Origin of the sequence: Nonomuraea africana (genome assembly GCF_014873535.1) — a bacterium.
GTDB lineage: Bacteria > Actinomycetota > Actinomycetes > Streptosporangiales > Streptosporangiaceae > Nonomuraea > Nonomuraea africana.
The window spans coordinates 8,321,138-8,347,720 of sequence record NZ_JADBEF010000001.1; the positions used below are offsets into that span (position 1 = coordinate 8,321,138).

Here is a 26,583-nt window from a genome sequence, read left to right on the forward strand (position 1 = left end):
AATGCGCACGGCTTACATGTCCATCCAAAAGGTAAATGCCACCTATCTTGAGGACATGTCGCTCCGTGAGCACGTTGAATTTGGGGATTTTGGCGCATGTAGACGCCGGTAAGACCAGCCTGACCGAGCGGCTGCTCCACGCCGCCGGTGTCATCGACGAAGTCGGTAGCGTCGATGACGGCAACACCCAGACCGATTCCCTGGCGCTGGAACGGCAGCGCGGGATCACCATCAAGTCCGCCGTCGTGTCGTTCGAGGTCGACGGCGTCACCGTCAACCTGATCGACACCCCCGGGCATCCCGACTTCATCGCCGAGGTGGAGCGGGTGCTCAACGTGCTCGACGGCGCCGTCCTGGTCGTCTCCGCCGTCGAAGGGGTGCAGGCGCAGACCCGCGTGCTGATGCGGACGCTGCGGCGGCTGCGCATTCCCACTCTCGTCTTCGTGAACAAGACCGACCGTGGTGGCGCGCAGGACGAACGCGTGCTGGAGGCGATTTCCGAGAAACTCACGCCATTCGTCATTGCGATGGGATCGGTGTGCGATGTGGGCACGCGGGATTCCGATTTCCGGCCGTACGGCGCCGCCGACGTGGCGTTCACGGCGAGGCTGGCCGAGGTGCTCGCCGAGCGGAATGACGCGATTCTGGCCGCTTTCGTCGATGACGAGACGACGGTGTCGTACGGCGTGCTCCGGCGCGAGCTGGCGGCGCAGACCGGGCGGGCGCTGGTGCATCCGGTGTTCTTCGGCTCGGCGATGACCGGCGCCGGGGTGGATGCGCTGATCTCCGGTATACGGGAGCTGCTGCCCGCGATCGAGGGTGCCGCCGACGGACCCCTCTCCGGCACCGTCTTCAAGGTCGAGCGGGGCTCGGCGGGGGAGAAGATCGCCTATGTGCGGATGTTCTCCGGCACCCTTGCCGTCAGGGAGCAGATCGGCGCGGGGAAGGTCACCTCGATCAGCGTCTTCGAGCACGGCTCGGCCGTCCAGCGAGGGACGGTCGTGGCCGGGCAGATCGGCAAGCTCTGGGGGCTCACGGACATCCGGATCGGCGACCCGATCGGCGCTCCCAGGGAAACGCTCAACACCCTCCGAGAGGAGGGAGTGCCCAGAGGTTTCGGGTCCGGGGAGGTCGGGTTTCAAGAAGGCGCCGCCCGAGAGGTTGGATCCCCGAGGAGCGGCCCTGGTGGGGGCGGCGAGGGGTGCTACTTTGCTCCTCCGACCCTGGAGACCGTGGTCGTCCCCCGTCGTCCCCGGGACCGGGCGGCGCTGCACCTCGCGCTGTCCTACCTCGCCGAGCAGGACCCGCTGATCAACCTGCGCCAGGACGAGATCAGGCGGGAAGTGGCCGTCTCGCTCTACGGCGAGGTGCAGAAGGAGGTCATCCAGGCCACGCTGGCCGATGACTTCCGCGTCGACGTCACCTTCCGCGAGACGACGACCATCTGTGTCGAACGGCTGGTCGGCACGGGCGCCGCGGTCGAGGTCATGCACAGGGGCGACAACCCGTTCCTCGCGACAGTGGGGCTGCGCGTCGAGCCGGCTCCGGTCGGCGCCGGAGTGGAGTTCGGCCTGGAGGTGGAGCCGGGTTCGATGCCGCCCACGTTCTTCAAGGCAGTCGAGGACACCGTGCGGGTGACGCTGCGGCAGGGGATCCACGGCTGGGAGATCCCCGACTGCAGGGTCACCATGACGCACTCCGGTTACGCGGCGCGGCAGAGCCACGCCCACGCCGTCTTCGACAAGTCCATGTCGAGCACCGCGGGCGACTTTCGTGACCTGACGCCGCTGGTGCTGATGGACGCGCTCAGGCAGGCCCGCACCAGGGTGGACGAGCCGATGCACCGCTTCACGATGGAGCTGCCCGCCGACACGTTCGGGCAGGTGGTCGCCGCGCTGGCGCGGCTGCGTGCCGTACCGCAGAGCTCGGAGATCAGGGGCTCGACCTGCGTGCTGGAAGGGGAGATCCCCGCGGCCATGGTGCACGGGCTGCAACGGCAGCTGCCCGCGCTCACGCGTGGCGAGGGTGAGCTGGAGTGCGCCTTCGACCACTACCGGCCGGTCACGGGAGCGGTTCCGAGCAGGCGGCGGACCGACTGCAACCCGCTCAACCGCAAGGAGTACCTGCTGCGCGTCAAGCGGAGGGTGTAGCCGACGTCCACTTCGACAGGGAACTCCTGCGCCAGGGGGCGGGCGGAGCGCTGACGACGCGTTCCGGTCCGCCGGTCGGCGAGGCAGAATGGGGGGACGGCGAGGGAGCTGGGAGTCGCACCGTGTCCACCGCCGACGGTCGCAGCCTCGCCGCGATGCTCGACCTGCTCGTCTACGAGAACGTCCTGGTGGCCTGGCGGGTGCGCTCGGGCGTGTACGAGATCGTGCTCCACGACGGCGAGGAGATCGCGATGAGCCGCGACCAGGCGGCGATGTGGTCGCTGGGGGCCTTCGAGGTGTTCCTCGCGTTCGTGGACCAGGGCCGGATCATCCCGCGCATGCCGTAGTCCTGTCGCGCGGCAGGGCGGCGGCATCGGGACTCCGTTCGATGCCGCCGCCCTGCCCGGACGACGCGGTCAGGACGCGGTCAGGACGTCGACAGCGCGACCGTCGGCGACAGGCGGGCCGCCCGCATGGCCGGGTACAGCCCCGCCACCGTGCCGATGACCAGCGTGGCCCCGACCGCGCCGCCGATCGACCACGGCGGCACCACGGGCGGCCAGTTCTGCGACAGCGCGTACCCGATGGTGGCCAGGGCGCCCAGCACCGCTCCCGCGACCCCGCCCAGCGCCGACAGCAGCAGCGACTCGGAGAGGAACTGGACCCGCACCTGCCCTCGCGTGGCTCCGAGCGAGCGCCGCAGTCCGATCTCCTTCCTGCGCTCCAGCACCGAGATGACCATGGTGTTGGCCACCCCCACGCCGCCGACCAGTAGCGCGACGGCGCCGAGGCCCAGCAGCAGGTTGGTGAACGCGCCCGCGGCCGCCGCCTTGGCGGCCAGCGCGTCGGACGGACGGCTGACCTCGACCTCGGAGGGGTTCTCCGGGTTGACCGTGCGCGGCAGGACGTCGCGCACCGCCTCCACCGCCGCCTCGTCCGACCGCTCGTAGATCGTCGTCGGGTGGCCGTCGAAGCCGAGCTCCTCCTCGGCGACGGGGAAGCCGATGAGCGCCGAGCGCTCCACCTCGGGGGCCAGCGGCATCGGGCCGAGAATCCCGATCACGGTGAACCACCGGCCGCCCATCCAGACGCGCACCCCCGTGCGGGTGATGCCCAGCCGCTCGGCGGCCCTGGCGCCGAGGACGACGGCGGGCTGGCGGGAGGTGGCGTCGTTCAGCCAGGTTCCCTTCGCCACACTGCCCTCCAGGGTGGTGAGCAGGGAGGCGGTCGCCGCCTGGACGGTGATGCCGCCGGTGACCGCCTCGTCGATGTGGGCGGTCCGCCGTACGGTGGCCGCGACGGTGCCGGTCGCGGAGGCCGAGGTGACGGGTGCGATGCGCGAGACCATGTCGACCGAGGCGACGGGCAGTTTGGCGGGCTCGCCGAAGACGGTGGTGCCCGCCGAGACCGTCAGCAGGTTGGTGCCGAGCTTGTCGAGCTGACGGAGCAGCTCCTCCCGTGACGACGACGAGATCCCGATCACCGCGATCATCGTGGCGATGCCGATCGCGATCCCGAGCGCCGAGAGGATCACCCTGGTCGGACGGGCGCGCAGTCCTGACGCGCCCACCCTGAAGACGTCGGAGAGGCTCAGCCTGGCGGGCTTCATGACAGCACCAGCCCGTCCCTGACCCGTACCTGCCGAGGGCACCATTCGGCGATCTCGTTGTCGTGCGTGATGATCGCGATCGTGGTGCCTCCCTCGTGGAGCTCTTTGATGATCTTCAGGACCTCGGCGCCCGCCGCCGAGTCGAGGTTGCCCGTCGGCTCGTCGGCCAGCAGCAGCGGAGGATCGCCGACCACTGCCCTGGCCACGGCGACGCGCTGCTGCTCGCCGCCCGACATCTGGTTCGGCTTGTGGTCGAGCCGGTGTCCGAGGCCCACGCGATCCAGCGCCGCGGCGGCCCGCTCCCGCCGCTTGCGCAGCGGGGTGCCGGTGTAGAGCAGCCCGTCGGCCACGTTGTCCAGGGCGCTCACCCCCGGCGAGAGGTGGAACTGCTGGAAGACGAAGCCGAGGTGGCGAGCGCGCAACGCGGACAGCCGGCGGTCGTTCAGGTCGAGAACGGAGTGTCCGGCGATCCGCACGGTCCCCGTGGTCGGCCGGTCGAGGGTGCCGATCATGTGGAGCATCGTGGACTTCCCCGAACCGGAGGGGCCGATGATCGCCAGGAGCTCCCCCGTGGAGATGGTCAGATCCACCCCGCGCAGCGCATGGACGTGCCCGTTGTAGGTCTTGGTGACCCCGCGCAGCTCGACGATGTTCATTCCGCGGGCACCCCGACCTTCATGCCCTCGGCCAGGCCCTCGCCGGTGATCTCGACCATGCCGCCGCCGAACGCGCCGACCTTGACGGGGACCAGCCGGGTGCGGGCGCCCTCCACGACCTCGACGCCGAAGCCGCCCTCGCGCAGCGCGAGCAGCGCCTCCACCGGTACGGCGAGCACGTCCTCGCTCCGCTCGCTGACCAGCTCGACCTCGACAGGGGCCTGGTCGAGCTTGGTCTTCGGGGTCTTGCTGAGCGTGATGTCGACGTCGATCGTCGTGCCGTCCTGGGCGGTCTTGGCCACGGTGCCGACCTCGGTGATCTTCCCGGTCATCGTTTCGCCGCCGGGCAGCTCGACGTCGACCTTGGCGCCCTTCCTGGCCAGCGACTGGTCGCCGGTGTCGAGGTCCACGTGGACGAGCCTGCGCAGGCCGCTGACGGTCAGCGCCGGCCGGCCCGGGTCGGTTCTCGCGCCGACGGCGGTCTTGGCCTCGGTCACCCTGACCGAGGAGGGAAGGAACACCACCTGGGAGGCGTCCACCCGCCCGGTCTCCGGCAACCCCCTGTCCTCCTGCCATTCGAGGACGGCCAGGTAGGTGGCGTAGGAGAAGTGGTCGTCCACGGTGAAGTCGTCGTAGCCGAGCGCCCTCAGGTTGCGCTCCAGCTGCTCCACGTCGGGGCCGTCGTCGACGCCCTGTTCCAGGGTCCGGTAGAGGGGCAGCTTGCCGTACATCAGGACGAGGGGTTCGCGGTCGATCGTGAGCAGTGAGCGGCCGCGCCTGATGATCGAGCCCTCCTCCGGCACCCAGGTGACGGTGCCGGCCCTGCCGGAGGCGACCTGGCGCTCGCCCGAGTAGGTGAGCGAGCCGTCCACGGTCTTGGTGTCGACCAGGTCCTGCCTGGTGATGGCGGCCGTGGCGGGCACCGGGGCGGCGCTCTGCGTGGCCGCGCCGGTGCCGCCACCGTCGGTGAAGCCGACCAGCGCCGCCCCCGCTGCCGCGACCGCCAGAAGGCAGGCGCCCGCGAGGATGCCCTTTCTCACGATCCGCCCTTCGCCATGCCGGGCGCGAGCTCCTTGCACGCCTCCTGGGCGGCCTTGACCTTCGCCTCGCCGCCCTTGGGCGCGGTCATCTTCATCATGCCGTCGGCGCCCGGGTCGGGCATGTCGACGCCGTGCTCGCGCATGCACTGGGCGAACTTGACCATCTGGTCGCGGCGCTTCGGGTCCTGGGCCGCCTTGTCGCCGATCGCGCCGTCGAGATGCTCCTTGCAGGCCTTCATGGCCTTGTCCATGAGGCCCTTGTCGGCGCCGCCCTTCTTCGACTCGATGCGGATGCCGCCGGTGGCGTCGGGGTCGGCCATGTCGACGCCGTTCTCGCGCATGCACTGCGCGAACTTGAGCTGGGCCTCGGCCCTGTCGACGGTGGCGGAGGGGCTCGGCTTGGCGGCGGCGGCGCCCTCTCCGGCCACGCTCGCGACGCCGGTGGTGGGTTGGTCGGTGCCGCAGGCGGCGAGGAGGAGCAGCGGCAGCGAGGCCAGCAGCAGTCGTGTTCTCATGCGGCACACTTCACCGGAGCGGGCGCTAAAGCCGGATAAGGCGCTTACTCACGACTAACAGTCGCTCCTGCACTCTCATGGCTATGCGGGTGCTGATCGTCGAAGACGAAGAACAACTGGCCGACGCCGTCGCGCGGGGCCTCAGGCTGCACGCGATGGCCGTCGACGTGGCCTATGACGGCCAGGAGGCGCTGGAGCGGGCCTCCTACACCGACTACGACGTCGTCGTCCTCGACCGTGACCTACCGGAGGTGCACGGCGACGACGTCTGCGGCGAGCTGACCAGCAGGACCAGGATCCTCATGCTGACCGCCGCGGGGCAGGTGCGCGACCGGGTCGACGGGTTGTCGCTCGGCGCGGACGACTACCTGGTCAAGCCGTTCGCCTTCGCCGAGCTGGTGGCGCGGATCAGGACACTGGCCCGCCGTACCTCCCCGGCCGCGCCGCCGGTGCTGGAGCGGGCCGGGATCAGGCTCGACCCGGCCCGCCGTACGGTCACCAGGGACGGCCGCGAGCTGTCGCTGAGCCGCAAGGAGTTCGACCTGCTGCGGGAGCTGATGCGCGCCGACGGCGAGCTGGTCAGCTCCGCCGACCTGCGCAGGGACGTCTGGGACGAGTTCGCCGACGGCGACACCAGCGTGCTGCGCGTGACCATGACCTCGCTGCGCAGGAAGCTGGGCGCGCCGCCGGTCCTGGAGAACGTGCCGGGGAAGGGATACCGGCTGTGAGGCTCGGGCTGCGGGCACGACTCACCGTGCTGTACGGCGTGCTGTTCTTCGTGGCGGGCTCGGTCCTGCTCTGGTTCACCTACATCCTGACGGCCAACGCCCTGAGCAAACAGATGGTCATGGCCTACACCAAGACCGGTCCCGCGGGGGCGCTGCCGACCAAGGAGCAGATCGACGTGGCGGTCAAGCGGACGGTCGGCGACAAGGCGGCCGGCGTGCTGGAGGAGATGCTGCGCTCCTCCCTGATGATCATGGTGCTCATCGGGATCACCGCGGTCGTGGTCGCCTACCTGGTGGCAGACCGCGCGCTGCGCCCGCTCGACAGGGTCACCGCGACCGCGGAACGGCTCTCGGAGAGCAACCTGCACGAGCGCATCGGCCTGGAGGGCCCCAAGGACGAGATCAAGCGGCTGGCCGACACCTTCGACGCGATGCTCGACCGGCTGCACAGGGTCTTCGACGCGCAGCGCAGGTTCATCGCCAACGCCTCGCACGAGCTGCGCACCCCGCTGGCGGTCAACCGCACGGTCCTCGAGGTGTCGCTGGAGGAGCCGGAGGCCTCTCCCGACCTCAAGGCGCTGGCCAGGGCGCTGCTCGGCACCAACTCCCGCCACGAACGGCTGATCGAGGGCCTGCTGCTGCTCGCCCAGTCGGAGCAGGAGCTCACCGCCCGCAAGCCGGTCGAGCTGCGCCACGTGGTGGCCACCGCGATGGAGCAGGCCGAGCTCCATCCCCGCAGGCGGCGCGTCACGATCCACCAGGACCTCGGTCCCGCGATGACCGAGGGCGACCCGCTGTTCCTGGAGAGGTGCGTCTTCAACCTCATCGAGAACGCGATCAAGTACAACGTGCGCGAGGGGGAGGTCTGGGTCCGGGTCTCCACCGAGAACGAGGCCGCAGTGATCACCGTGGAGAACACCGGTCCGGTGGTCCCGCCGTACGACGTGGACGACCTGTTCGAGCCCTTCAGGCGGCAGGCGGGCGACCGCGTCAAGTCCGAACGCGGCTCGGGGCTCGGCCTGTCCATCGTCAGGGCCATCGTCGACGCCCACGGCGGCACCGTCACCGCTCTCGCCCGCCCCGAAGGTGGACTGGTCGTCACCGTGGGGCTGCCGCGCAGGGCGGGCGTCGCGGCGAGAGCGGTGCGGGTGTAGCCGTCCTAGCAGGTGAAGTGGACGCCGGAGAAACCAGCGCGCCACGCCGTCACGTCGGGGGCGACGGTCGCGGGGTCCACCGCGGGATCGAGGCCGCGGGCGATGAACGAGGCCAGGACCGGCATGTCGCTCTCCTGCATGCCCAGCCGCGCCACCTCCGGCGTGCCCAGGCGCAGCCCGTTGACGTCGCCGTCCACGGGAGCGACGGGCAGGCCGATCCCGCAGGCCAGCAGGTTGGCTCTGCGCAACCGGCGGGCCGCCGCCTGCCCCCCGCCCGGGGCGAGCAGGGCGAACTGGTGGGAGTTGGTGCCGCCGCCGAAGACCGGCAGGCCGAGCTCTTCCAGGCTGGTGGCCAGCTGGTGGGCGGTGACGACCATCATCTCCGCGTAGGCCTTGCCCGCGACCTTCCAGTCGAGCAGCGCGACGGCCAGCGCCGCCGTACGTCCCGCGTCGAAGTTGGCCGTCAGGCCGGGGTAGGCGATGGCGTCGAGCCGCTCGGCGAGCTCGGCGGAGTCGGTGACGACGAGGCCGCCGGCGGGGCCGCCGAGGCTCTTGTAGGTGCTCATCGTCATCAGGTGGGCGCCCGAGGCGAGGGGGTTCGGCCAGACGCCGCCCGCGATCATCCCGCAGGCGTGGGCGGCGTCGAAGAGCACCCGGGCGCCCACCTCGTCGGCGACCTCGCGCACGGCGGTTACCGGGTGGGGGAAGGGGTTGAGGCTGCCGCCGATGGTGATCAGCTTGGGGCGGACCCTGACGGCCAGCTCGCGCAGGGCGGCGACGTCCACGGTGTAGCCGTCGGCGGCAACCGGGGCGTCCACCGTGGTCAGGCCGTAGAGGCCGGCCGCGCCCGCCGCGTGGTGGGTGACGTGGCCGCCGATGGAGGGCGGCGGGGCGATGATCGTGTCACCTGGACGGCAGGTGGCCATGAAGGCGTACAGGTTGGCCAGCGCGCCCGAGCCGACGCGGACCTCGGCGTAGCGGGCGGAGAAGACCTCGGCGGCCAGGGCGGCGGCGATGATCTCGATCTGCTCGATCGCCTCGAGCCCCATCTCGTACTTGTCGCCCGGATAGCCGAGCGACGGCCGCGTGCCGAGGTTCGCCGACAGCAGCGCCTCCGCGCGCGGGTTCATGATGTTGGCCGCGGGGTTGAGGTTGACGCACTCGACGTCGTGGATCTCGTGGTTGCGGGCGGCGAGTCTTTCGATCCCGGCCAGCGTGGACGGCGCGGTCTGGGCTGAGACCTCGGCCGCTCCGCGTTGGACCAGGTCCTCGGCGGCGGCGGGTACCCAGGGGCGAGGAGCGAGCATGTGGCCAGGGTAGGCAGGCTCCCGGCGCGGGCGCATGGTGTGGATGAAGGGACCCGCTCCTACACTTGTCGGATGCAGGCAAGGCTCGACGCACTCGCGGCGGCCATCGAGCGGAGCGTCTCGGTCGACGACCCCGAGGGCCGCCTGCTCGCCTACAGCTCCATGCACGCCGACGCCGACCCGGTGAGGGTGGCCGCCATCCTGTCCAGGCAGGTCGCCCCCGAGGTCCGGCTGTGGCAGGACCGGCACGGCATCGCCGCCGCCACCTCCGCCGTGCGCGTGCCCGCCAACGCGGAGCTGGGCATGGGCGCGCGGGTCTGCGTGCCCATCAGGGACGGCGGGCGCTGCCTGGGCCACCTGTGGCTGCTCGACCCCGGCCAGTCGCTGGACGACGAGGCGCTGGCGCTGGCCGAGGAGGCCGCCCGCGACCTGGCGGCCGACTGGCGCGAAGACCTCGACACGCTGGTCCGCCGCCTGCTCACCACCGGGCAGGGCGCGGAGAAGCTGCCTCCCCAGCTGGTCCAGGTGTGCGTCGTGCTCCCCGGCTCGGCCCGGCGCGAGCGCAACGCCATCGGCGGGTTCGTCACCGACTCCCACGCGGCCTACCTGCTGCGCCATCCGGCCGAGAGCGCGCCGCCCGAGGAGGGCGTCATCCGGGGCTACAGCGACCCGGCGGGGCTCGACGCCGCGCCCGAGGCCTACCGCCAGGCGCTGGCCGCCGCCCACCTGGCCGCGGGCGACCCCGCCCTGCCCCGGCACGTCTCGTGGTCGGAGCTCGGGGTCTACCGGATGCTGCTCGGCGCGGCCGACGACCCGCTGGCCCCCCTGGACGGCGAGCAGGTCCACACCCTGGAGACCTACCTCGACCTCGGCGGCAACGCCCAGCGCACCGCGACCCGCCTGCACCTGCACAGGACCACGCTCTACTATCGGCTCGGCCGCATCGCGGGCGCGCTCGGCGCCGACCTCGACGACGGTCTGACCAGGCTCCACCTGCACCTGGCCCTGAAGAAGCGCCGGCTGCCGCCCGACCTGCGCTAGCCCCCTGCTCCAGCTCCCCGGCCGCACCGGGGAGCTGGAGCCCGTTCACTCGGCCGCCAGCCGATCGGCCTCCTCGTGCAGCGCGCTGACCAGCAGAAGCTCAAGCCTGAGCTCGGTCAGGTCGGTCGCCGCGAGGCCATCGAGAACCTGCATGGTGGGCCTCCCTGATCATGAGACGCCCCACTCGCCACACCGGTTTACGTCAGCTTCTCGGTCGTGAACGACCGAGCTTGCAGCTCCTCTCCGTCGATGGATTCGACGTTTCGGGCCGCGTAAGGCAGCGTGACTCACTGCCCGACATGGCAGGCCATGCCGCGTTGCGATGCCGATACCAGATCACAGAGCCGTTCCCCGGCACGCCGGGTGCGTTCAATCCCGTCACCGCGTCACCAAGAGTAACAACAAGCCTACGCAGGGAAGCCATTCCTCTCGGGCGTGAACGCCCGAGGTTCCTGGCTGGATGGCGCTGACTTTCCATGTGTCAGGCCACGCCTGACAATCCCTCCTGCGCGACGGCTCTGGCGCCCTTGACCTCCGCCATGATGATGGCGCTCCGCTCCTCGGCGATCTTCCTGCAGATGGTGGTGTAGGCCTGGAGAATTCTGCGGTAGGCCGCACGTGCCTCCTCGAGTTGGGCGTTGAGCGCGAGCACGCGGATGGGGTCGTCGTAGAGTTCGGCCTCCGCGAGCATGGCCCGTGCCTCGTTCACGATTTCCTCGGCGCGCTGCCGTGTGCGGCGCAGCAGCGCCGAGCACTCGTAGAGCTCGCCCAGTCGTGCGGAGGAGACGATGCGCTCGGCAGAGCGCACGGCTGGATCCTCGGTCGTCTGACGGCTGAGTTCCGTTCCCATTCCTGCCACCTCCCCGGTCAAGGTTGCCTGAGTGTAGACGCGCGATCCTCTCCTCCGGATCACGTGGAAGGGCCGGGGGTAGGGCACTGTTCCCTGCGGGGATGATTCTCTACGCCCGGGGGGAATTCATCGCTCCCGCCACACCCCTTTTAATCAGCAAATTTGCACCGCTAGGGGATATGTCGCCTGTCCTAAAAGGACGGGCACGAACACGCCCGATCAGCCACGCCACGCCCACGCCTCGTCACATACTGAAGCGGAATGCAAGCGGAACGTGACGGCTGAGGGGCGCGGCTGTGGCTGAACAACCAACGGGGCGCGATGGCGGCGGTGTCGACGTCAGCGTCATCATCCCCGTCCACAACTGCAGGGCATTTCTCGATCGCAGCCTGACCTCCGCTCTCGTGCAGCGGGTGAACAAGGAGATCGTCGTCGTCGACGACGGCTCCACCGACGGCAGCGCCGACCTCCTCGACCTCTACTCCCACTACCACCGAGGCGTGATCAAGCTCGTGCGCACGGAGCACTCCGTCGGCGCGGGCCGCCCGCGCAACCTCGGCCTCGAGCACGCCACGGGTCGCTACGTCTTCTTCTGCGACGCCGACGACTACCTCGGGCCCGAGGCGATGGAGCGCATGCTGGCCGTCGCCGACCGCAACGGCTCCGACATCGTGCTCGGCAAGGTCGTCGGGCACGGCCGGCGTGCGCCCGTCTCGATGTTCCAGGCCGGCGCCGACCGGGTCGAGCTGGGCGCCAGCGCCGTCTACAACAGCCTGAGCTGCTTCAAGCTCTTCCGCAGGGAGATGCTCGACAGGCACGGCATCAGGTTCGCCGAGGACCGGCTGGTGGGCGAGGACATCTACTTCAGCGTCCACGCCTACTGCCACGCCAAGATCATCTCGGTCGTGGCCGACTACGACTGCTACCACCTGGTCGCCAGGCCCGACGGCAGCAGCATCATGCAGCAGCCCTCCAGCCGCGACCCGCTCGACTGGCTGGCCATGATCAGGGATCCGATCGCGCTGATGGCCGAGCACGTCGAGCCTGGCCCGCTGCGCGACCACCTGCTCCGCCGCCACTTCAGGCTCGACATCTTCGCCCAGCTAGGCGCGCCCTTCCTGGAGGCCGACGAGGTGCGGCGCAAGGAGATCGCGCAGGAGGTCGCCGCGCTGTGCGACGAGTGGATGACCCCTGGCGTCATGGAAAGGCTGACCACGACCGACGGCCAGCGTCTGGCGGCGCTCGGCGACATCGAGCGGCTGGTACGGCTGGCCGACATCGAGGCCGCGACCGTGCGGCGCCGCCTGACCGGGCTGCGGTGGGAGGGCGAGAGGCTGGTCGTCGAGGGCGAGGCCGCGCTCGACGGCATGGACAGTCAGGGCGGCGTCGCGCTGGTGCTGCGCTCCAGACACGAGGAGCCGGTCGAGGTGGCCGTGCAGGCCGAGACCGACGGGCACTCCTTCACCGCCAGGATCGACCTCGCCGAGCTGACGTCGGGCGTGTGGGACCTCCACGTCGCCGTCGAGTGCGAGGGCGTGGTCCGGCTGGGCCGGTTGGGCGCCGCCAGGGAGAGCGGCATCACCAGGCCGGCTCCCCGGCTGGTCGGCGCCGTGGTCGCGCTGCCGTACTTCACCAGGTCCAACGGCAACCTGAGCCTCGACGTCGGAGGGCACGTGCTCACCGTGCCGGGCTCCGTGCGCCTCACCCGCACCCGGTGGGCGCTGGGGCACCGGCTGGTCATCGACGGGGCGATCACCGTCGGCGGAGACGGCGTCCCCGAGGCGGGAGCCGTACGCCGGCTGGTCTGGCGGGAGCGGCACACCGGCAGGGAACGCACCGAGCGGGTCGTGGCGCTGCCCGGCGGGAGGTTCGCCTCCAGGCCCGCGATCGGCAGGTTCGCGCCCGGCACCTGGGACGCCTACCTGGAGCTGGAGCTGGGCGGCCCGCCCGTGCGCTTCAGGATCGAGGCCGACGCGGACACGGTGGCCGAGCCGCGCAGCTGGTGGCGCGGGCCCGTGCGCAGCAGCGTCAGGCCCTACGCGACGTCAGGGAAGGGCAGGTTGAGCACGGTCGTCCGTAAGATCACGCCGCGCGCGGTCCTTCGGCGATTCTTCGGCTAATTGCCACATATATGCAGTTGCAAGGCCATCACCTAAAGTAGGGACGTTTGATCCCCTTCATGGAGGCTTGGTCGTGCACGTACCCGATGGCTTCTTCAATGCCGCTACCTCCGTTTCGGCCGGTGTCGTCGCGGCCGCGGGGGTGGCGGTCTGCCTGCGTGGCGCGAGGAGAGAGCTCGACGACCGCACCGCGCCCATGGCCGGTCTGGTCGCGGCCTTCATCTTCGCCGTCCAGATGCTCAACTTCCCCGTCGCGGCGGGCACCAGCGGGCACCTGCTCGGCGGCGCGCTGGCCGCGATACTCGTCGGGCCGTACACAGGAGTGCTGTGCATGGCCGTGGTGCTGCTCGTGCAGTGCGTCTTCTTCGCCGACGGCGGCGTCACCGCGCTCGGCATCAACGTCCTGATCATGGGCGTGGTCACCGTGCTGGTCGGCTGGGGCGTCTTCCGCCTGGTCACCGGGGCGGTCAAGAGCAAGGCGGGGGTCAGCGCGGGCGCGTTCCTGGCCGCGCTGGTCTCGGTGCCCGCCTCCGCGCTGGTGTTCGCGCTGCTGTTCGCGGTCGGCGGCACCGCGCCCATCGACACCGCCGCCGTGGCCGCGGCCATGGGCGGCGTCCACGTGCTCATCGGCATCGGCGAGGCGCTCATCACCACCGCGACCGTCGGCGCGGTGCTGGCAGTACGGCCCGACCTGGTGTACGGCGCGCGCGGCCTGGCCACCCCGCTCGTCCTGAAGGGCGCCGACGGCACGGTCTCCACCGTCGAGGCGCCCTCCACAGTCGGACCCGCCCCGGGCGGCGTCAGGCCGTTCCTGATCGGGGGTATCGGCGTGACGCTCGTGCTCGCGGGCGTGGTCTCTTTCTTCGCCTCCTCCAGCCCCGACGGCCTGGAGGCGGTCGCCGAGAACAAGGGCTTCCTCGACCAGGCGACCGAGCACCCGCTGGGCTCGTGGGTGCTGGCCGACTACGGCGACGTCGGCGGCATCCATGTCGGCATCGCCGGCGTGATCGGCGTGGGCATCACGCTGGTGGTGGCGGGGGCCGTCGCCTACGCCGCCCGCCGCAGGGGCAGCAGGGCCAAGGTCTGAGAGATGGGCGCGGGACACCACCACCAGCTCTACCGGCCGGGCGACTCGCCGGTCCACCGGCTGCCGCCGCACTGCAAGCTGGTGGCGGTGCTCGCGTTCGCCGTGGTCGTCGTGGCCACGCCGCGCGAGTCCTTCTGGGCGTTCGGCTGCTACGCGCTCCTGCTGGCGGCCGTGGCAGTGGTGGCACGGGTCCCGCTCGGCCACGTGGCGCGGCGGATGGTGATCGAGGTGCCGTTCGTCGTGTTCGCGGTGGCGATCCCGTTCATCGGGCTGGGGGAGCGGACCGACGTGCTCGGGCTCTCGCTGAGCGTGCAGGGGCTGTGGGCGGCGTGGAACATCCTGGCCAAGGCCTCCCTCGGCGTCGTCGCCTCCATCCTGCTGGCGGCCACGACCGAGCCGCGGATGATCCTCCTGGGCGCGCAGCGGCTCAGGCTGCCCTCGCTGCTGGTGCAGATCGCGATGTTCATGCTCCGCTACCTGGACGTGATCATGGAGGAGATGCGGCGGATGCGGGTGGCCAGGGAGTCGCGCGGCTTCGTGGCGCGTGACGTGCGGCAGATCCCGGTGATCGCGCGCTCGGCGGGGGCGCTGTTCATCCGCTCCTACGAGCGGGGCGAGCGGGTCCACCTGGCTATGCTCAGCAGGGGATACAACGGATCCCTCCCCGTTATTCACGAAATTTCGGGATCAGGGCGGCAGTGGGTGGTCGCGCTGGCCCTGCCGGTCACCGCGCTGGCCGTTCTTGGAGTGTCATGGTGGTGAATTCCCTCGAGGTGAGCGAGCTCGCCTACGCCTACCCGGACGGCACGCAGGCCCTGTTCGGCGTCGACCTGACGATCGGCAGGTCCGAGCGCGTCGCCCTGCTCGGACCGAACGGCGCCGGCAAGACCACGCTCGTCATGCACCTCAACGGCATCCTCACCGCAGGCCACGGCACGGTACGCGTGGCGGGCACATCGGTGCGCCCGGACACGCTGAAGGAGATCAGGCAGCGGGTCGGGCTGGTCTTCCAGGACCCCGACGACCAGCTGTTCATGCCGACCGTCCGCGACGACGTGGCCTTCGGCCCGGCCAACATGGGCGTCAAGGGCGAGGAGCTGGAGCGCAGGGTCAAGAACGCCCTCGACAGGGTGGGCATGGCCGACCACGCCGACCGGCCGCCGCACCACCTGTCCTTCGGCCAGCGGCGGCGGGTGGCGGTGGCCACCGTGCTGGTCATGGAGCCCGAGATCCTGGTGCTGGACGAGCCGTCGTCCAACCTCGACCCCGCCGCGCGCAGGGAACTGGCCGAGATCCTCCGCTCGCTCGACGTGACCGTGTTGATGGTCACCCACGACCTGCCGTACGCGCTGGAGCTGTGCGAGCGGTCGCTGATCCTGTCCGGCGGCGTGATCGCCGCCGACGGGCCCACCGGGACGCTGCTGGCCGACCCCGAGCTGCTGGCCGCGCACCGCCTCGAGCTGCCGTACGGCTTCGCTATCCCTGAGGGGCGTTGACGACCACCAGGCGGTCGCCCTCCCTGATCGAGGACACCTCCTCGTCGGCGTAGGTCAGGATCCGGCCGTCGCGCACGACCGCGATGACCACGCCGTCGCACTGGGAGGGCGACCTGCCGATCTCGTGCGGCTGGACGGGCCGCTCGGCCAGGTCGAGGCCCTTGCCGTACGCCAGGAAGTCCTCGATCAGAGCGCTGACCGCGGGGCTCTGGGTGGCCACGCCCAGCATCCTGCCCGCCGCGTCGGAGGAGGTGATGACGACGTCGGCGCCGCTCTGCCGGACGAGAGGGTCGTTCTCCGCCTCGCGCACCGCGGCCACGATCGTGGCGGTCTTGTTGAGCTGGCGGGCGGTCAGCGTGACCAGCGCGGTCGTGTCGTCGCGCTGGGTGGCCACGATGATCTCGCTGGCCTGGCGCACGCCCGCCCTGTTCTGCACCTCGCTCCTGGTGGCGTCGCCGACCACACCCGCGAAGCCGTCGGCGTTGGCCTCCTCGATCGCCTCGGCGCGCGGGTCGATGACCACGATCGACTCCTTGTCCCGCTCGTTCTCCAGCAGCGTGCGGATCGCGGCCCTGCCCTTGGTGCCGTAGCCGATGATCACGGTGTGGTCGCGCAACCTGGACCTCCATCGGTCGATCAGGAAGATTTCGCGGGTGCGCCGGGTGAGGACCTCCAGCGTCGTGCCCACGAGGATGACGAGGAAGACGATGCGCAGCGGTGTGACGGCGAGGATGTTCACGGTCCTGGCGAGGGGGGTCACGGGGGTGATGTCCCCGTACCCTGTCGTCGACACCGTCACCGTCGCGTAGTAGAGCGCGTCGAGGAGCGAGACCTTGCCGTCGTAGCTGTCCTTGTAGCCGTCCAGATCCAGCGCGACCAGCAGGAACACCAGGCCCAGCGCTGCGCAGGCGTAGACGATCCTGCGCAGGACCGCCCTTATCGGGCTGAGCGAGGGGGCGGGCAGACGGACGCCGGTGCCTCGAAGGTCGTCCTGCATAGTGGTGATCGTAGTTTGTCCATGCCGTCCCTCTGGGGATGTCGAAGTACAGTGGCTCATCGAGGAGGGCAGATGAAGCTGCGGCTGGCGCGTCATGCCATGGGCGATGCCGTGGTGGTGGCCGTGGAGGGAGAGCTCGATCTCTTCACCGCACCCTTCCTCCGCGACGAGGTCCGCGACGCGATCAAACAGGACGGCGCGCGGCTCGTCCTCGATCTCCAGGCACTGTCGTTCATGGACTCCAGCGGGCTGTCGGTGCTCATCGAGGCCTGGCGGCTGGCGACGGGCGAGGGCGGCGGCGTCTCGCTCGCCGCGCCGCAGGCGCCGGTGGCCCGCATCCTGCGCACCACCGGCCTCGACCGGCGGATCAAGGTCTATTCGGACGTCGACACGGCGGTGGGCGCGATCTGAGGGGAGCCGGGCGCCGGCTCCCCACGGCGTCGTGGCGACACCTTGGCGCGCGCGTTTCCCATTAGTGGCCCACCCCGAGTAGAACTTCATTCGGTTCTCGCGTTAAGGTCCGTGGCATGGACGTCAACGGAGCAGTAGCAATCATCTCGGGCGGGGCCAGCGGGCTGGGCGAGGCCACGGCCCGCGAGCTCGCCCGCCAGGGCGCGACCGTGGTCATCGCCGACCTCAACGAGGAGCGCGGCAAGTCGATCGCCGACGAACTCGGCGGAGTCTTCGTCAGGACGGACGTCTCGGACGAGGGCGACGTGCAGGCGGCCGTCGACGCGGCCGTGGCCACGGGCAAGCCGGTACGCGTGATCGTCAACAGTGCGGGCATCGGCTGGGCCGAGCGCACCGTCAACCGTGAGGGCGCTCCGCACAGCCTCGCCAGCTACCGCAAGGTCATCGAGGTCAACCTGATCGGCACCTTCAACCTCATGCGCATCGGCGCGGCGGCCATCGCCAAGACCGATCCCGTCTCCGAGGACGGGCACCGCGGCGTGGTCATCAACACCGCCTCCGTGGCCGCGCTGGAGGGCCAGACCGGCCAGCTGGCCTACTCCGCGTCCAAGGGCGGCATCGTGGGCATGACCGTGCCCGCCGCCCGCGACCTGGCCGCGATCGGCGTGCGGGTCAACACGATCTGCCCCGGCATCATCGACACGCCGATCTACGGCTTCTCCGGCAACGCCGAGGAGTTCAAGGCCAAGCTCGTCGCCCCCGTCGTCTTCCCCAAGCGCATGGGTCGCGCCGACGAGTTCGCCCACCTGGTGCGCGCGCTCGTCGAGAACGACTACATGAACGCCGAGGTCATCCGCTTCGACGGCGGCATCCGCTTCCAGCCCAAGTAAGTGAGGTGCGCGTGTCCGCAGAAGAGGTTCTGATCGAGGAGTCCGACGGCGTCGCGGTGATCACGATCAACCGCCCGTCGGCTCGCAACGCCGTGAACGGCGCCGTCGCGCGAGGGATCGCCGCGGCGCTGGACTCCCTGGACTCCCGCACCGATGTCTCGGCCTACGTCCTGACCGGCGCGGGAGGCACGTTCTCCGCGGGCATGGACCTGAAGGCCTTCCTGGCCGGCGACTTCCCCGTCATCGAGGGCAGGGGCTTCGGCGGCATCGCGGAGGCGCCGCCCAAGAAGCCGCTGATCGCGGCGGTGGAGGGCTACGCCCTCGCGGGCGGCTTCGAACTGGCGCTGTCGTGCGACCTGATCGTGGCGTCGGCGGAGTCGAAGTTCGGCCTTCCCGAGCCCAAGCGCGGCCTGGTGGCGGGCGCGGGCGGCATCATGCGCCTGCCGCGCAGGATCCCGTACCACGTGGCCATGGAGATCGCCCTGACCGGTGACCACTACCCGGCCTCCAGGCTGTACGAGCTGGGTCTGGTCAATCGGATCACCGAACCCGGCGAGGCGCTCGCCGGCGCGCTCGAACTGGCGCGCAGGATCGCGGCGAACGCCCCGCTGGCGCTCGCGGCGACCAAGAAGGTGATCATCGAGTCGGCCGACTGGTCGATCGAGGAGATGTTCAGGAAGCAGGGGCCGATCATCAACCCGGTCTTCGGCTCCAAGGACGCGATGGAGGGCGCGGCGGCCTTCGCCGAGAAGCGCGCTCCCCAGTGGCGGGGCGAGTAGCCCCACTCGTCAGGCTCCTCCCGATCTCGGGAGGAGCCTGTTTCTTTACGCCGAGGAGGGGAAACCCCGCATTACCGTAAAAGGAGACGGTCCACCTTCGGCGGCAGGAGAGCCCATGAGTTCCCCCTACGAGTCGGTCAAGCGTGGCGCGGGCGGCCTGCTGCAGGGTGCGCTCGGCGCGCTGCTCCTGGTGGGGGGCATGGTGGTGGCCATGTGGGCCGTCGAGGTCTTCGACTACGTCACCCCTGGCGACCTCGACGCCGAGCTCGGCATCATCTCCTGGTCGCCCGACGGGCTGATCGGAATCCTCTTCGCGCCCTTCCTGCACGCCAACTTCGAACACCTGATGGCCAACTCGCTGCCGCTGCTCGTCCTCGGCTTCCTCGCCGCCTTCCGCGGAATCGGCAAGTTCCTGTGGGCGACCTTGATCATCATGGTGGTCGGCGGCGTCGGCACCTGGTTCGCCACGCTTCCCGGCATCGCCACCGTGGGCGCGAGCGGCCTCGTCTTCGGCTACTTCGGCTTCGTGGTGGCGCGCGGCCTGTTCGACCGGCGCGCGCTCGACATCCTGGTGGGTCTCGGGGTGGCCGTGGCCTACTACTCGCTGATCTGGGGCCTGCTGCCCACCCAGGAGGGCATCTCGTGGCAGGGCCACCTGTTCGGTCTCATCGGCGGTGTGGTGGCCGCGTGGGTGCTACGCCGTAAGCGGCTGGCCACGCCGACGTACCCGGCCTACTGAGCTCCCCGCTTCCCCGAAGGACAGGGCCCGGCTCCCGGGCCCTCAGCGGACGGCTCAGCGGCGCCCACGCGTCAGTGGACGGCGGGCGCGTGGGTGCGCTCGGCGGGTGACGACGACAGCAGCCTGTCGATGAAGGCCAGGCCGATCGCGGACGCCACGAAGGCCAGATGGATGAGCGTCTGCCACAGCATCGCCTGCGTCGGCGTCTCCCTGGCCCTGATGAAGGTCTGCAGCAGGTGCACCGAGGAGATGCCGATGATCGCGGTGCCCAGCTTCACCTTGAGCACGTTGGCGTTGACATGCGAGAGCCACTCGGGCTCGTCGGGGTGGTCCTTGAGGTCGATGCGCGAGACGAAGGTCTCGTAGCCGCCGACGATCACCATGATCAGCAGGTTGGAGATCATCACGACGTCGATGAGCCCGAGCACCGCCAGCATGACGATCACCTCGGGCCCCGGCAGGGAGCCGGTGCCGCCGAAGGCCTTGATCGTCGCCTCGCTCACGTGCCCGGTGAAGACCGTCTGGATCAGGTGCCACAGCTCGACCATGAACTGCCACACGTAGACGCCCTGGGCCACGATCAGCCCCAGGTACAGCGGCGCCTGCAGCCACCGGCTGGCGAACATCACGTACCCGAGCCCCCGCCGGCGTACCGCACGCTCCTCCAAGGTGGACGTCACTCGTGTCACTCCTGTCGCAGTGGTCGGCCGATCTCTGGCAGCGTCGACCGATTTGGGGAACAATGTTGCCGACTTTGAGAGGTGATCGTGGCAAACCTCGGGTCCCTGGAACGCGCGATCATGGACGTCCTCTGGGATTCCGGCCGCCCCCTGCTCGTGCGCGAGCTGCTCGCCGCGCTCAACGAGGGTTCCGACCGGCCGCTGGCGTACACGACCGTGCAGACGGTGGCCGAGCGGCTGCTGCGCAAGGGGCTGCTGACCCGCAGGCCGTACCGCAACGCCTTCCGCTACTCGGCGGCCCGCACACGAGACGAGCACGTCACCCAGCTGATGCTCGAGGCGCTCGCCGCCAGCACCGACAGAGTGCCGGTGCTGGCCAGGTTCGCGCAGAGCGTCGAGCTGGAGGACGCGCTCGCGTTGCTCGACGAGCTGACCCGCCGGGCGAAGGACGGCTAGAGGCGCTCGACCACGTAGTCGACGCAGGTGGTCAGCGCCTCGACGTCGGAGGGCTCGATCGCCGGGAACATCGCGATGCGCAGCTGGTTGCGGCCGAGCTTGCGGTAGGGCTCGGTGTCGACGATGCCGTTGGCGCGCAGCACCTTGGCCACCGCGGCGGCGTCGACGGCGTCGGTGAAGTCGATCGTGCCGACGACCTGCGAGCGGAACTCGGGGGCGGCGAACGGCGTGGCGAACGAGGACTTCTCGGCCCAGGTGTAGAGGCGCTGCGAGGAGTCGGCGGTGCGCGCGGTGGTCCACGCGAGGCCGCCGTTGCCGTTCATCCAGTCGAGCTGGTCGGCCAGCAGGAACAGCGTCGCCACCGACGGGGTGTTGTAGGTCTGGTCCTTGCCCGAGTTGTCGATCGCGATCGGCAGGCTGAAGAACTCGGGCACGTAGCGGCCCGACGCGGCGATCTCCTCGACGCGGGCCAGCGCGCGCGGCGACATGATCGCGATCCACAGGCCGCCGTCGGAGGCGAAGCTCTTCTGCGGGGCGAAGTAGTAGACGTCGGTCTCGGCGATGTCGACGGGCAGGCCGCCGGCGCCCGAGGTGGCGTCGACCAGGACGAGCGCGTCGTCGCCGCCCACCCGCCTGATCGGCATCGCGACGCCGGTCGAGGTCTCGTTGTGGGTGAGGGCGTAGACATCGACGCCCTCCTCTGCCACGGCCGCCGGGTGGGTGCCGACCTCCGACTTGATGATCGTCGGGTCGGCCAGCCACGGCGCCTTGCTGACGACCGCGCCGAACTTGGACGAGAACTCGCCGAAGGACAGGTGCTGCGACTTCTCGCGCACCAGCCCGAAGGCGGCGATGTCCCAGAACGCGGTGGTGCCGCCGTTGCCGAGCACGACCTGGTAGCCCTCGGGCAGCGAGAACAGGTCGGCGAGACCGGAGCGGACCCTGCCGACCAGGTTCTTGACCGGCTTCTGTCGATGGGAGGTGCCCATCACGCTCGCTCCTGAGGAGGCGAGCGCGGACAGCTGCTCGGGTCGGACCTTCGAGGGCCCGCAGCCGAAGCGGCCGTCGGCGGGCTTGATGTCAGCGGGAATCACGATGTCAGCCACCTGCCCAAGCCTACTGAGCCGTCTCGCGTGGCTTGTCCCGGGTCCGCATGTGAGATTCACGGCCTTGGGGGCGTTGCTCCCCAAGGGAACGAGAAACGGCCCGCCGGATCTCAGCGGGCCGTTACCAAGAGGTGTCAGATGGTGCCGACGACCTCGTCGGCGCCCGGAACGTCGCTCAGCGGACGCGTGGCGGGGCCCACGTAGTTCGCGCTGGGGCGGACCAGCCTGCCCGTGCGCTTCTGCTCCAGGATGTGCGCGGCCCAGCCGGCCGTGCGGGCGCAGGTGAACATCGAGGTGAACATGTGGGAGGGAACCTCGGCGAAGTCGAGGACCACGGCGGCCCAGTACTCCACGTTGGTGGCCAGCACCCGGTCGGGCTTGCGCGCGTGCAGCTCCTCGAGAGCGGCCTTCTCCAGCGCTGCGGCCACCTCGTACCGGGGAGCGTCGAGCTCCTTGGCGGTGCGGCGCAGCACGCGGGCGCGCGGGTCCTCGGCGCGGTAGACGCGGTGACCGAACCCCATGAGGCGGTTGCCGGCGTCGAGCTCGCTCTGGACGTACTTCTTGGCGTCGCCGAGCTTCTCGACACCCTCGATCATGTGCAGCACGCGGGCGGGAGCGCCACCGTGCAGCGGGCCCGACATCGCACCGACCGCGCCGGACAGCGCGGCGGCCACGTCGGCGCCGGTGGAGGCGATGACACGGGCGGTGAACGTGGAGGCGTTCATGCCGTGCTCGGCGGCGGAGGTCCAGTAGGCGTCGATGGCCTTGACGTGCTTGGGGTCGGGCTCGCCGCGCCAGCGGACCATGAACCGCTCGGTGATGGACTGGGCCTCGTCGACCCTGCTCTGCGGCACCATCGGCAGGCCGAGGCCACGCGCCGACTGGGCCACGAACGACAGGGCCATCACCGACGCGCGCGCGAGGTCGTCACGAGCCTGCGCGTCGTCGATGTCGAGCAGAGCCTTGAAGCCGTAGGCCGGAGCCAGCATGGCCAGCGCGCTCTGCACGTCCACGCGGATGTCACCGGAGTGGACAGGGATGGGGTACGGCTCAGCCGGCGGGAGACCGGGCTGGAACTTGTTGTCGACGAGCAGACCCCAGACGTGCCCGAAGGGGACACGGCCGACCAGATCTTCGATGTCGACGCCCCGGTAGCGAAGGGCGCCCCCCTCTTTGTCCGGTTCGGCGATCTCGGTCTCGAAAGCCACAACGCCTTCGAGGCCGGGTTTGAAGTCGGACATTCTCGGCCGCCTCCCTTTCTTGCCGTGTGGGCAATCCGTACTCATGGTCGCGGCCGCCTCGGAGCGTGTTCGCATCCCCGGAGCTCGTCCGCTTCTGTTGATGTCGAGATACCGGCGGGTCAATTTAACCCCCTACGTGAGCGTGCTTCGTCTTCGGGCACGCCGAAACGTCATCACCGCTGGTAGGGGGCAATGCGTGGGATCGCCACCAAGCGCGCAAGAATACCTTCTCGTGGATGCCACATCGCTGGCGGGGCTCCGCCGTACCTATGAGGGCAAGCCGTTGCTCGAAACCGACGTCGCGGCCGATCCGATCACGCAATTCACCCGGTGGTTCCAGGAGGCGGTGGAGGCAGGACTGCCCGAACCGAACGCCATGGTGGTCGCCACCGCGTCGGCGGGCGGCCGGCCGAGCGCGCGCACCGTGCTGCTCAAGGGCTACGACCAGCACGGCTTCGTCTTCTTCACCAACTACGAGTCGCGCAAGGGCCGTGACCTCGCCGAGAACGCCCGTGCCTCGCTGCTGTTCCCCTGGCATCCGATCCGCCGCCAGGTCCGCGTCGAGGGCGGCGTGGTCCGGCTGTCGCACGAGGAGTCCGCCGCCTACTTCAACTCCAGGCCGTACGGCTCCCGCATCGCCGCCTGGGCCTCGCGCCAGTCCGCCGTCGTGCGATCGAGGGAGGAGCTCGACGCCCGTTACGCCGAGCTGGCCGCCCGGTGGCCCGAGAACCCGCCGGTCCCCGACTTCTGGGGCGGTTTCCGCGTGCTGCCCACGGAGGTGGAGTTCTGGCAGGGCCAGCTGGAGCGCATGCACGACAGGCTGCGCTACCGGCGTGTTCACCCTGGTTGGGTCCTGGAGAGACTTGCCCCCTAATGTGCCTTGAATGGCTTTGGGGGATTTCGTTGTCGACACGCGGCCGCTGCGCGTAGCCGCCTACCGGCGCCTGTGGACCGGACAGGCCGTCTCGCACGTGGGCCTCGGAATGACCGTGGTAGCGGTCAGCCAGCAGGTATGGGACCTCACCCACTCCTCCTTCTGGGTCGGCATGCTGGGGCTGGCCAACCTGATCCCGCTGGTGGTCTTCGGGCTGTGGGGCGGCGCGGTCGCCGACGCCATGGACCGGCGCAAACTGCTGGTCGTCGGCTGCGTGGTCGCGTGGGCGGGCACGATCATTCTCCTGGGCCAGGCGCTCGTCGGGCTCGGCAACGTCCACGTCCTCCTCGCCGCCGTCGCGCTGGGCGCGGCGGGTTTCGCGATCAGCTCCTCCACCAGAGGCGCGATCATCCCCAGGCTGCTCACCCCCGAACTAGTGCCCGCCGCCAACGCGCTCAACTCGCTGGTCTTCAGCATCGGCGCGGTCTTCGGCCCGATGCTCGGCGGCGTCGTGCTCGCCAACGGCGGGTTCGGCGCCGCCTACGCCGTCGACGCGGTGCTGTTCACCGCGAGCCTCTACGCCGCGCTCCGGCTGCCCGCGCTCCAGCCGCTCGGCGAGGTGGTCCGTCCTGGAGCGAAGGCCGTGCTGGAGGGGCTGCGCTTCATCATGGGCAGTCCTGTCCTGCTCATGTCGTTCGTCGTTGACATCATCGCGATGGTCTTCGCGCTGCCGAGGGCGCTCTTCCCTGAACTGGTCGCCGAGCGCTTCGGCGGCTCGATGACGGCTCTGGGCTGGCTGGTCTCCTCCATGGCGATCGGCTCGGTGGCGGGCGCGCTGTTCTCCGGCTGGGTCGGCAGGGTCAGGCGGCAGGGCGTCGCCCTCGTGGTCGTCATCGCGATCTGGGGCCTGGCGGTGGCCGCCGCCGGAATGGCGCACGAGCTGTGGCTCGTGGTCGCGTTCATGGCCGTCGGCGGCGTGGCCGACGTGGTCTCCTCCGTCTGGCGGCAGTCGATCCTGCAGCTGTACGCGCCCGACGAGATGCGCGGGCGGATGCAGGGCGTCTTCATGGTGGTGGTCGCGGGCGGGCCGCGCCTCGGCGACCTGCGTGCCGGAGCCACCGCCACGGCCGTCGGGATGTCGGGCGCGTGGGTGGGCGGCGGGCTCGCCTGCGCCGTCGCCGTCCTCCTGGTCGGGCTCGCCGTACCGGCTTTCAGGAACTACAGGAGCGGCGGGCGAGCTTGAGGTCGGACAGGAACCCCTGATAGGTCTCGTCGCGGTCGGGGGCGCGCAGGATCGCCGACGGGTGGATGGTCGCCACGGCCAGCGCCTCGCCCAGCTCCAGCACCTCGCCGCGGCGCTGGGTGACCCTGAAGGCCGCGCCCAGCAGGGCGCGCGCCGCCGTCGCCCCGAGCACCACGACCATCTCCGGCTTCAGCAGGGCGAGCTCGGCGTTCAGCCACGGCTGGCAGGCCTCGATCTCGGCGACGGTCGGCTTCTGGTGGATCCTGCGCTTGCCCTTGAGCGTGAAGGAGAAGTGCTTCACCGCGTTGGTGACGTAGACCTCCTCCCTGTTGATGCCGGCCTCCTCGAGCCCCTTGTCCAGGATGCGGCCGGCGGGCCCCACGAACGGGGCGCCCTTGCGGTCCTCCTGGTCGCCGGGCTGCTCCCCGACGATCAGGAAGCGGGCGTCAGGCGGGCCCTCGCCGAACACGGTCTGGGTTGCGTCGCGATAGAGATCGCAACCCTCGCAGTGAGCCGCGGCGCGCCGCAGCTCGGGCAGGGTGAGCCGCTCGGGAAGGAACCGAGCCGCTCCGGTGTTTCCGTCCAATGCCATCGTCGGTCGTTCTCCCACTAGGGTTTCTGTGGCTTCTGTGCCCCATGACCGGCGTAGCATTCAGGACGGGAGGAGCCTTGACCGCACACGGCTTGATCGACACGACGGAGATGTACCTCCGTACGATCTACGAACTCGAGGAAGAGGGGATCGTTCCCCTTCGTGCGCGCATCGCGGAGCGGCTCCAGCAGAGTGGTCCCACCGTCAGCCAGACCGTGGCGCGCATGGAGCGCGACGGGCTGGTCAGGGTGGAGGGCGACCGCCATCTGGCGATGACCGATCTCGGCCGCACCCTCGCCACGCGCGTCATGCGCAAACATCGCCTCGCCGAATGCCTGCTGACCCAGGTCATCGGCCTGCCGTGGGAGGAGGTGCACAACGAGGCCTGCCGCTGGGAGCACGTGATGTCGGAGTCGGTGGAGGAGCGGCTGGTGAAGCTGCTCGACAACCCGACCGTCGATCCCCATGGCAACCCCATCCCAGGTCTTGAGGAGCTCGGCGCGCAGGGGCCACAGGGTGACGCGTGGCAGACCCTCCCGTGCATGGCTGACCTCGCAGGACCCAGAGATGTACCCGTTGTCGTGCGTCGAATTAGCGAACAAGTGCAAAGCGATCCCGCTGTGATGCTTAAACTCAAGCAAGTTGGGATACAACCCGGACGCGAGGTGACGCTCGCGGCGAGCGACGACGGTGTGCGGGTGACAGGTGATAACGACGCGACAGAAACTCCCGCGGAGCTCCCGCGTGAGATCGCCGCGCACGTATTCGTCTCCAAGCGCTGACGACGGCGCTGCTGCCTGGTTGCATCCCAGATGGGAGTCC

Annotated in this window: 28 protein-coding genes; 17 read left to right on the forward strand and 11 right to left on the reverse strand. The window is 70.1% G+C overall.

Going from position 1 to position 26,583, the window contains the following annotated elements; all coding sequences use genetic code 11:
- Positions 1–35: 35 nt before the first annotated feature.
- Positions 36–2,150 carry an elongation factor G gene (locus H4W81_RS39900; protein ID WP_225959017.1) on the forward strand — a complete coding sequence of 705 codons (2,115 nt, stop codon included), beginning with the start codon at positions 36–38 and terminating at the stop codon, positions 2,148–2,150.
- Positions 2,151–2,272: 122 nt separating this feature from the next.
- Positions 2,273–2,497: a hypothetical protein gene (locus H4W81_RS39905; protein ID WP_192779531.1), complete on the forward strand. Its 225-nt coding sequence runs from the start codon at positions 2,273–2,275 to the stop codon at positions 2,495–2,497.
- Between the two features lie 80 nt (positions 2,498–2,577).
- On the opposite strand, the gene H4W81_RS39910 is transcribed toward H4W81_RS39905, so the two are convergent.
- The 4 genes from H4W81_RS39910 to H4W81_RS39925 are packed head-to-tail and all read right to left on the reverse strand — an operon-like array spanning position 2,578 to position 5,970.
- Positions 2,578–3,759 carry an ABC transporter permease gene (locus tag H4W81_RS39910; protein ID WP_225959018.1) on the reverse strand — a complete coding sequence of 394 codons (1,182 nt, stop codon included), beginning with the start codon at positions 3,757–3,759 and terminating at the stop codon, positions 2,578–2,580.
- Positions 3,756–4,415, reverse strand: coding sequence for an ABC transporter ATP-binding protein (locus tag H4W81_RS39915; RefSeq protein WP_192779533.1), 660 nt, complete (start codon positions 4,413–4,415; stop codon positions 3,756–3,758). The genes H4W81_RS39910 and H4W81_RS39915 overlap by 4 nt, the downstream gene beginning before the upstream one ends.
- The gene (locus tag H4W81_RS39920) at positions 4,412–5,455 is read right to left on the reverse strand and encodes an efflux RND transporter periplasmic adaptor subunit (protein WP_318782355.1); all 1,044 of its coding nucleotides are present in this window, start codon (positions 5,453–5,455) and stop codon (positions 4,412–4,414) included. The genes H4W81_RS39915 and H4W81_RS39920 overlap by 4 nt, the downstream gene beginning before the upstream one ends.
- A complete protein-coding gene (locus tag H4W81_RS39925; RefSeq protein ID WP_192779534.1) occupies positions 5,452–5,970 on the reverse strand; it encodes a hypothetical protein in 519 nt (172 codons plus the stop codon). Before H4W81_RS39925 ends, H4W81_RS39920 begins: the two co-directional genes overlap by 4 nt.
- 83 nt (positions 5,971–6,053) lie before the next feature.
- Between H4W81_RS39925 and H4W81_RS39930 the strand changes: the two genes are divergently transcribed.
- The gene (locus tag H4W81_RS39930; protein WP_192779535.1) at positions 6,054–6,698 is read left to right on the forward strand and encodes a response regulator transcription factor; all 645 of its coding nucleotides are present in this window, start codon (positions 6,054–6,056) and stop codon (positions 6,696–6,698) included.
- Positions 6,695–7,852, forward strand: a complete 1,158-nt coding sequence (locus H4W81_RS39935) for a sensor histidine kinase (protein WP_192779536.1) — start codon at positions 6,695–6,697, stop codon at positions 7,850–7,852. Before H4W81_RS39930 ends, H4W81_RS39935 begins: the two co-directional genes overlap by 4 nt.
- Positions 7,853–7,857: 5 nt before the next feature.
- On the opposite strand, the gene H4W81_RS39940 is transcribed toward H4W81_RS39935, so the two are convergent.
- Complete coding sequence (locus H4W81_RS39940; RefSeq protein WP_192779537.1) at positions 7,858–9,159, reverse strand: serine hydroxymethyltransferase; 1,302 nt, start codon at positions 9,157–9,159, stop codon at positions 7,858–7,860.
- Positions 9,160–9,231: 72 nt separating this feature from the next.
- Here H4W81_RS39940 and H4W81_RS39945 point away from each other — a divergent pair, with 72 nt between their 5' ends.
- On the forward strand, positions 9,232–10,200 hold the full coding sequence (locus H4W81_RS39945; protein WP_192779538.1) for a PucR family transcriptional regulator: 969 nt from the start codon (positions 9,232–9,234) through the stop codon (positions 10,198–10,200).
- Between the two features lie 481 nt (positions 10,201–10,681).
- Here H4W81_RS39945 and H4W81_RS39950 read toward each other — a convergent pair whose 3' ends face one another.
- Entirely contained in the window at positions 10,682–11,008 is a 327-nt protein-coding gene (locus tag H4W81_RS39950; RefSeq protein ID WP_192779539.1) for a hypothetical protein, read from the reverse strand.
- A gap of 338 nt (positions 11,009–11,346) precedes the next feature.
- On the opposite strand from H4W81_RS39950, the gene H4W81_RS39955 reads away from it, so the two are divergent.
- From H4W81_RS39955 to H4W81_RS39970, 4 genes are all read left to right on the forward strand, one after another.
- Complete coding sequence (locus H4W81_RS39955) at positions 11,347–13,170, forward strand: glycosyltransferase family 2 protein (protein WP_192779540.1); 1,824 nt, start codon at positions 11,347–11,349, stop codon at positions 13,168–13,170.
- A 73-nt stretch (positions 13,171–13,243) separates the two neighbouring features.
- Positions 13,244–14,257: an energy-coupling factor ABC transporter permease gene (locus tag H4W81_RS39960; RefSeq protein WP_192779541.1), complete on the forward strand. Its 1,014-nt coding sequence runs from the start codon at positions 13,244–13,246 to the stop codon at positions 14,255–14,257.
- A gap of 3 nt (positions 14,258–14,260) precedes the next feature.
- A complete protein-coding gene (gene cbiQ, locus H4W81_RS39965; RefSeq protein WP_192779542.1) occupies positions 14,261–15,019 on the forward strand; it encodes a cobalt ECF transporter T component CbiQ in 759 nt (252 codons plus the stop codon).
- Complete coding sequence (locus H4W81_RS39970) at positions 15,010–15,753, forward strand: energy-coupling factor ABC transporter ATP-binding protein (protein ID WP_192779543.1); 744 nt, start codon at positions 15,010–15,012, stop codon at positions 15,751–15,753. Before cbiQ ends, H4W81_RS39970 begins: the two co-directional genes overlap by 10 nt.
- Here H4W81_RS39970 and H4W81_RS39975 read toward each other — a convergent pair.
- Positions 15,734–16,750 carry a potassium channel family protein gene (locus tag H4W81_RS39975; RefSeq protein WP_192779544.1) on the reverse strand — a complete coding sequence of 339 codons (1,017 nt, stop codon included), beginning with the start codon at positions 16,748–16,750 and terminating at the stop codon, positions 15,734–15,736. The two genes, H4W81_RS39970 and H4W81_RS39975, sit on opposite strands and share 20 nt — an antisense overlap.
- Positions 16,751–16,822: 72 nt before the next feature.
- Between H4W81_RS39975 and H4W81_RS39980 the strand changes: the two genes are divergently transcribed.
- The 4 genes from H4W81_RS39980 (at position 16,823) to H4W81_RS39995 (ending at position 19,569) form a co-directional block, all read left to right on the forward strand.
- Positions 16,823–17,161 (forward strand): STAS domain-containing protein, encoded by a 339-nt coding sequence (locus H4W81_RS39980; RefSeq protein ID WP_192779545.1) that lies wholly within the window; start codon positions 16,823–16,825, stop codon positions 17,159–17,161.
- A gap of 116 nt (positions 17,162–17,277) precedes the next feature.
- Positions 17,278–18,051, forward strand: a complete 774-nt coding sequence (locus H4W81_RS39985; protein ID WP_192779546.1) for an SDR family NAD(P)-dependent oxidoreductase — start codon at positions 17,278–17,280, stop codon at positions 18,049–18,051.
- A gap of 11 nt (positions 18,052–18,062) precedes the next feature.
- Positions 18,063–18,830: a crotonase/enoyl-CoA hydratase family protein gene (locus H4W81_RS39990; RefSeq protein WP_192779547.1), complete on the forward strand. Its 768-nt coding sequence runs from the start codon at positions 18,063–18,065 to the stop codon at positions 18,828–18,830.
- Between the two features lie 115 nt (positions 18,831–18,945).
- Positions 18,946–19,569 carry a rhomboid family intramembrane serine protease gene (locus H4W81_RS39995; RefSeq protein ID WP_192779548.1) on the forward strand — a complete coding sequence of 208 codons (624 nt, stop codon included), beginning with the start codon at positions 18,946–18,948 and terminating at the stop codon, positions 19,567–19,569.
- A gap of 71 nt (positions 19,570–19,640) precedes the next feature.
- Here the strand turns inward: H4W81_RS39995 and H4W81_RS40000 are convergent, their stop codons facing one another.
- The gene (locus tag H4W81_RS40000; RefSeq protein WP_318782358.1) at positions 19,641–20,249 is read right to left on the reverse strand and encodes a TIGR00645 family protein; all 609 of its coding nucleotides are present in this window, start codon (positions 20,247–20,249) and stop codon (positions 19,641–19,643) included.
- 87 nt (positions 20,250–20,336) lie between these two features.
- Between H4W81_RS40000 and H4W81_RS40005 the strand changes: the two genes are divergently transcribed.
- Positions 20,337–20,705, forward strand: coding sequence for a BlaI/MecI/CopY family transcriptional regulator (locus H4W81_RS40005; RefSeq protein ID WP_318782359.1), 369 nt, complete (start codon positions 20,337–20,339; stop codon positions 20,703–20,705).
- Here H4W81_RS40005 and serC read toward each other — a convergent pair.
- Both serC and H4W81_RS40015 read right to left on the reverse strand, forming a co-directional pair.
- The gene (serC, locus tag H4W81_RS40010; RefSeq protein ID WP_192779550.1) at positions 20,702–21,811 is read right to left on the reverse strand and encodes a phosphoserine transaminase; all 1,110 of its coding nucleotides are present in this window, start codon (positions 21,809–21,811) and stop codon (positions 20,702–20,704) included. The two genes, H4W81_RS40005 and serC, sit on opposite strands and share 4 nt — an antisense overlap.
- 134 nt (positions 21,812–21,945) lie before the next feature.
- Positions 21,946–23,052, reverse strand: coding sequence for a citrate synthase 2 (locus H4W81_RS40015; RefSeq protein WP_192779551.1), 1,107 nt, complete (start codon positions 23,050–23,052; stop codon positions 21,946–21,948).
- Positions 23,053–23,284: 232 nt separating this feature from the next.
- Between H4W81_RS40015 and pdxH the strand changes: the two genes are divergently transcribed.
- Together pdxH and H4W81_RS40025 are read left to right on the forward strand one after the other, a co-directional pair.
- On the forward strand, positions 23,285–23,926 hold the full coding sequence (gene pdxH / locus H4W81_RS40020) for a pyridoxamine 5'-phosphate oxidase (protein ID WP_192779552.1): 642 nt from the start codon (positions 23,285–23,287) through the stop codon (positions 23,924–23,926).
- A gap of 10 nt (positions 23,927–23,936) precedes the next feature.
- Entirely contained in the window at positions 23,937–25,169 is a 1,233-nt protein-coding gene (locus H4W81_RS40025; protein WP_192779553.1) for an MFS transporter, read from the forward strand.
- Here H4W81_RS40025 and H4W81_RS40030 read toward each other — a convergent pair.
- Complete coding sequence (locus tag H4W81_RS40030; protein WP_192779554.1) at positions 25,138–25,761, reverse strand: UdgX family uracil-DNA binding protein; 624 nt, start codon at positions 25,759–25,761, stop codon at positions 25,138–25,140. The genes H4W81_RS40025 and H4W81_RS40030 overlap by 32 nt on opposite strands.
- A gap of 77 nt (positions 25,762–25,838) precedes the next feature.
- Here H4W81_RS40030 and H4W81_RS40035 point away from each other — a divergent pair, with 77 nt between their 5' ends.
- The gene (locus H4W81_RS40035; RefSeq protein WP_318782360.1) at positions 25,839–26,543 is read left to right on the forward strand and encodes an iron-dependent transcriptional repressor DtxR; all 705 of its coding nucleotides are present in this window, start codon (positions 25,839–25,841) and stop codon (positions 26,541–26,543) included.
- Positions 26,544–26,583 lie beyond the last annotated feature (40 nt).

Coding starts and splice junctions, on each gene's coding strand:
- H4W81_RS39900 (WP_225959017.1), top strand. CDS start 36: ATGCCACCTATCTTGAGGACATGTCGCTCCGTGAGCACGTTGAATTTG.
- H4W81_RS39910 (WP_225959018.1), bottom strand. CDS start 3,759: ATGAAGCCCGCCAGGCTGAGCCTCTCCGACGTCTTCAGGGTGGGCGCG.
- H4W81_RS39915 (WP_192779533.1), bottom strand. CDS start 4,415: ATGAACATCGTCGAGCTGCGCGGGGTCACCAAGACCTACAACGGGCAC.
- H4W81_RS39925 (WP_192779534.1), bottom strand. CDS start 5,970: ATGAGAACACGACTGCTGCTGGCCTCGCTGCCGCTGCTCCTCCTCGCC.
- H4W81_RS39930 (WP_192779535.1), top strand. CDS start 6,054: ATGCGGGTGCTGATCGTCGAAGACGAAGAACAACTGGCCGACGCCGTC.
- H4W81_RS39940 (WP_192779537.1), bottom strand. CDS start 9,159: ATGCTCGCTCCTCGCCCCTGGGTACCCGCCGCCGCCGAGGACCTGGTC.
- H4W81_RS39945 (WP_192779538.1), top strand. CDS start 9,232: ATGCAGGCAAGGCTCGACGCACTCGCGGCGGCCATCGAGCGGAGCGTC.
- cbiQ (WP_192779542.1), top strand. CDS start 14,261: ATGGGCGCGGGACACCACCACCAGCTCTACCGGCCGGGCGACTCGCCG.
- H4W81_RS39970 (WP_192779543.1), top strand. CDS start 15,010: ATGGTGGTGAATTCCCTCGAGGTGAGCGAGCTCGCCTACGCCTACCCG.
- H4W81_RS39975 (WP_192779544.1), bottom strand. CDS start 16,750: ATGCAGGACGACCTTCGAGGCACCGGCGTCCGTCTGCCCGCCCCCTCG.
- H4W81_RS39980 (WP_192779545.1), top strand. CDS start 16,823: ATGAAGCTGCGGCTGGCGCGTCATGCCATGGGCGATGCCGTGGTGGTG.
- H4W81_RS39985 (WP_192779546.1), top strand. CDS start 17,278: ATGGACGTCAACGGAGCAGTAGCAATCATCTCGGGCGGGGCCAGCGGG.
- H4W81_RS39995 (WP_192779548.1), top strand. CDS start 18,946: ATGAGTTCCCCCTACGAGTCGGTCAAGCGTGGCGCGGGCGGCCTGCTG.
- H4W81_RS40015 (WP_192779551.1), bottom strand. CDS start 23,052: ATGTCCGACTTCAAACCCGGCCTCGAAGGCGTTGTGGCTTTCGAGACC.
- H4W81_RS40025 (WP_192779553.1), top strand. CDS start 23,937: ATGGCTTTGGGGGATTTCGTTGTCGACACGCGGCCGCTGCGCGTAGCC.
- H4W81_RS40030 (WP_192779554.1), bottom strand. CDS start 25,761: ATGGCATTGGACGGAAACACCGGAGCGGCTCGGTTCCTTCCCGAGCGG.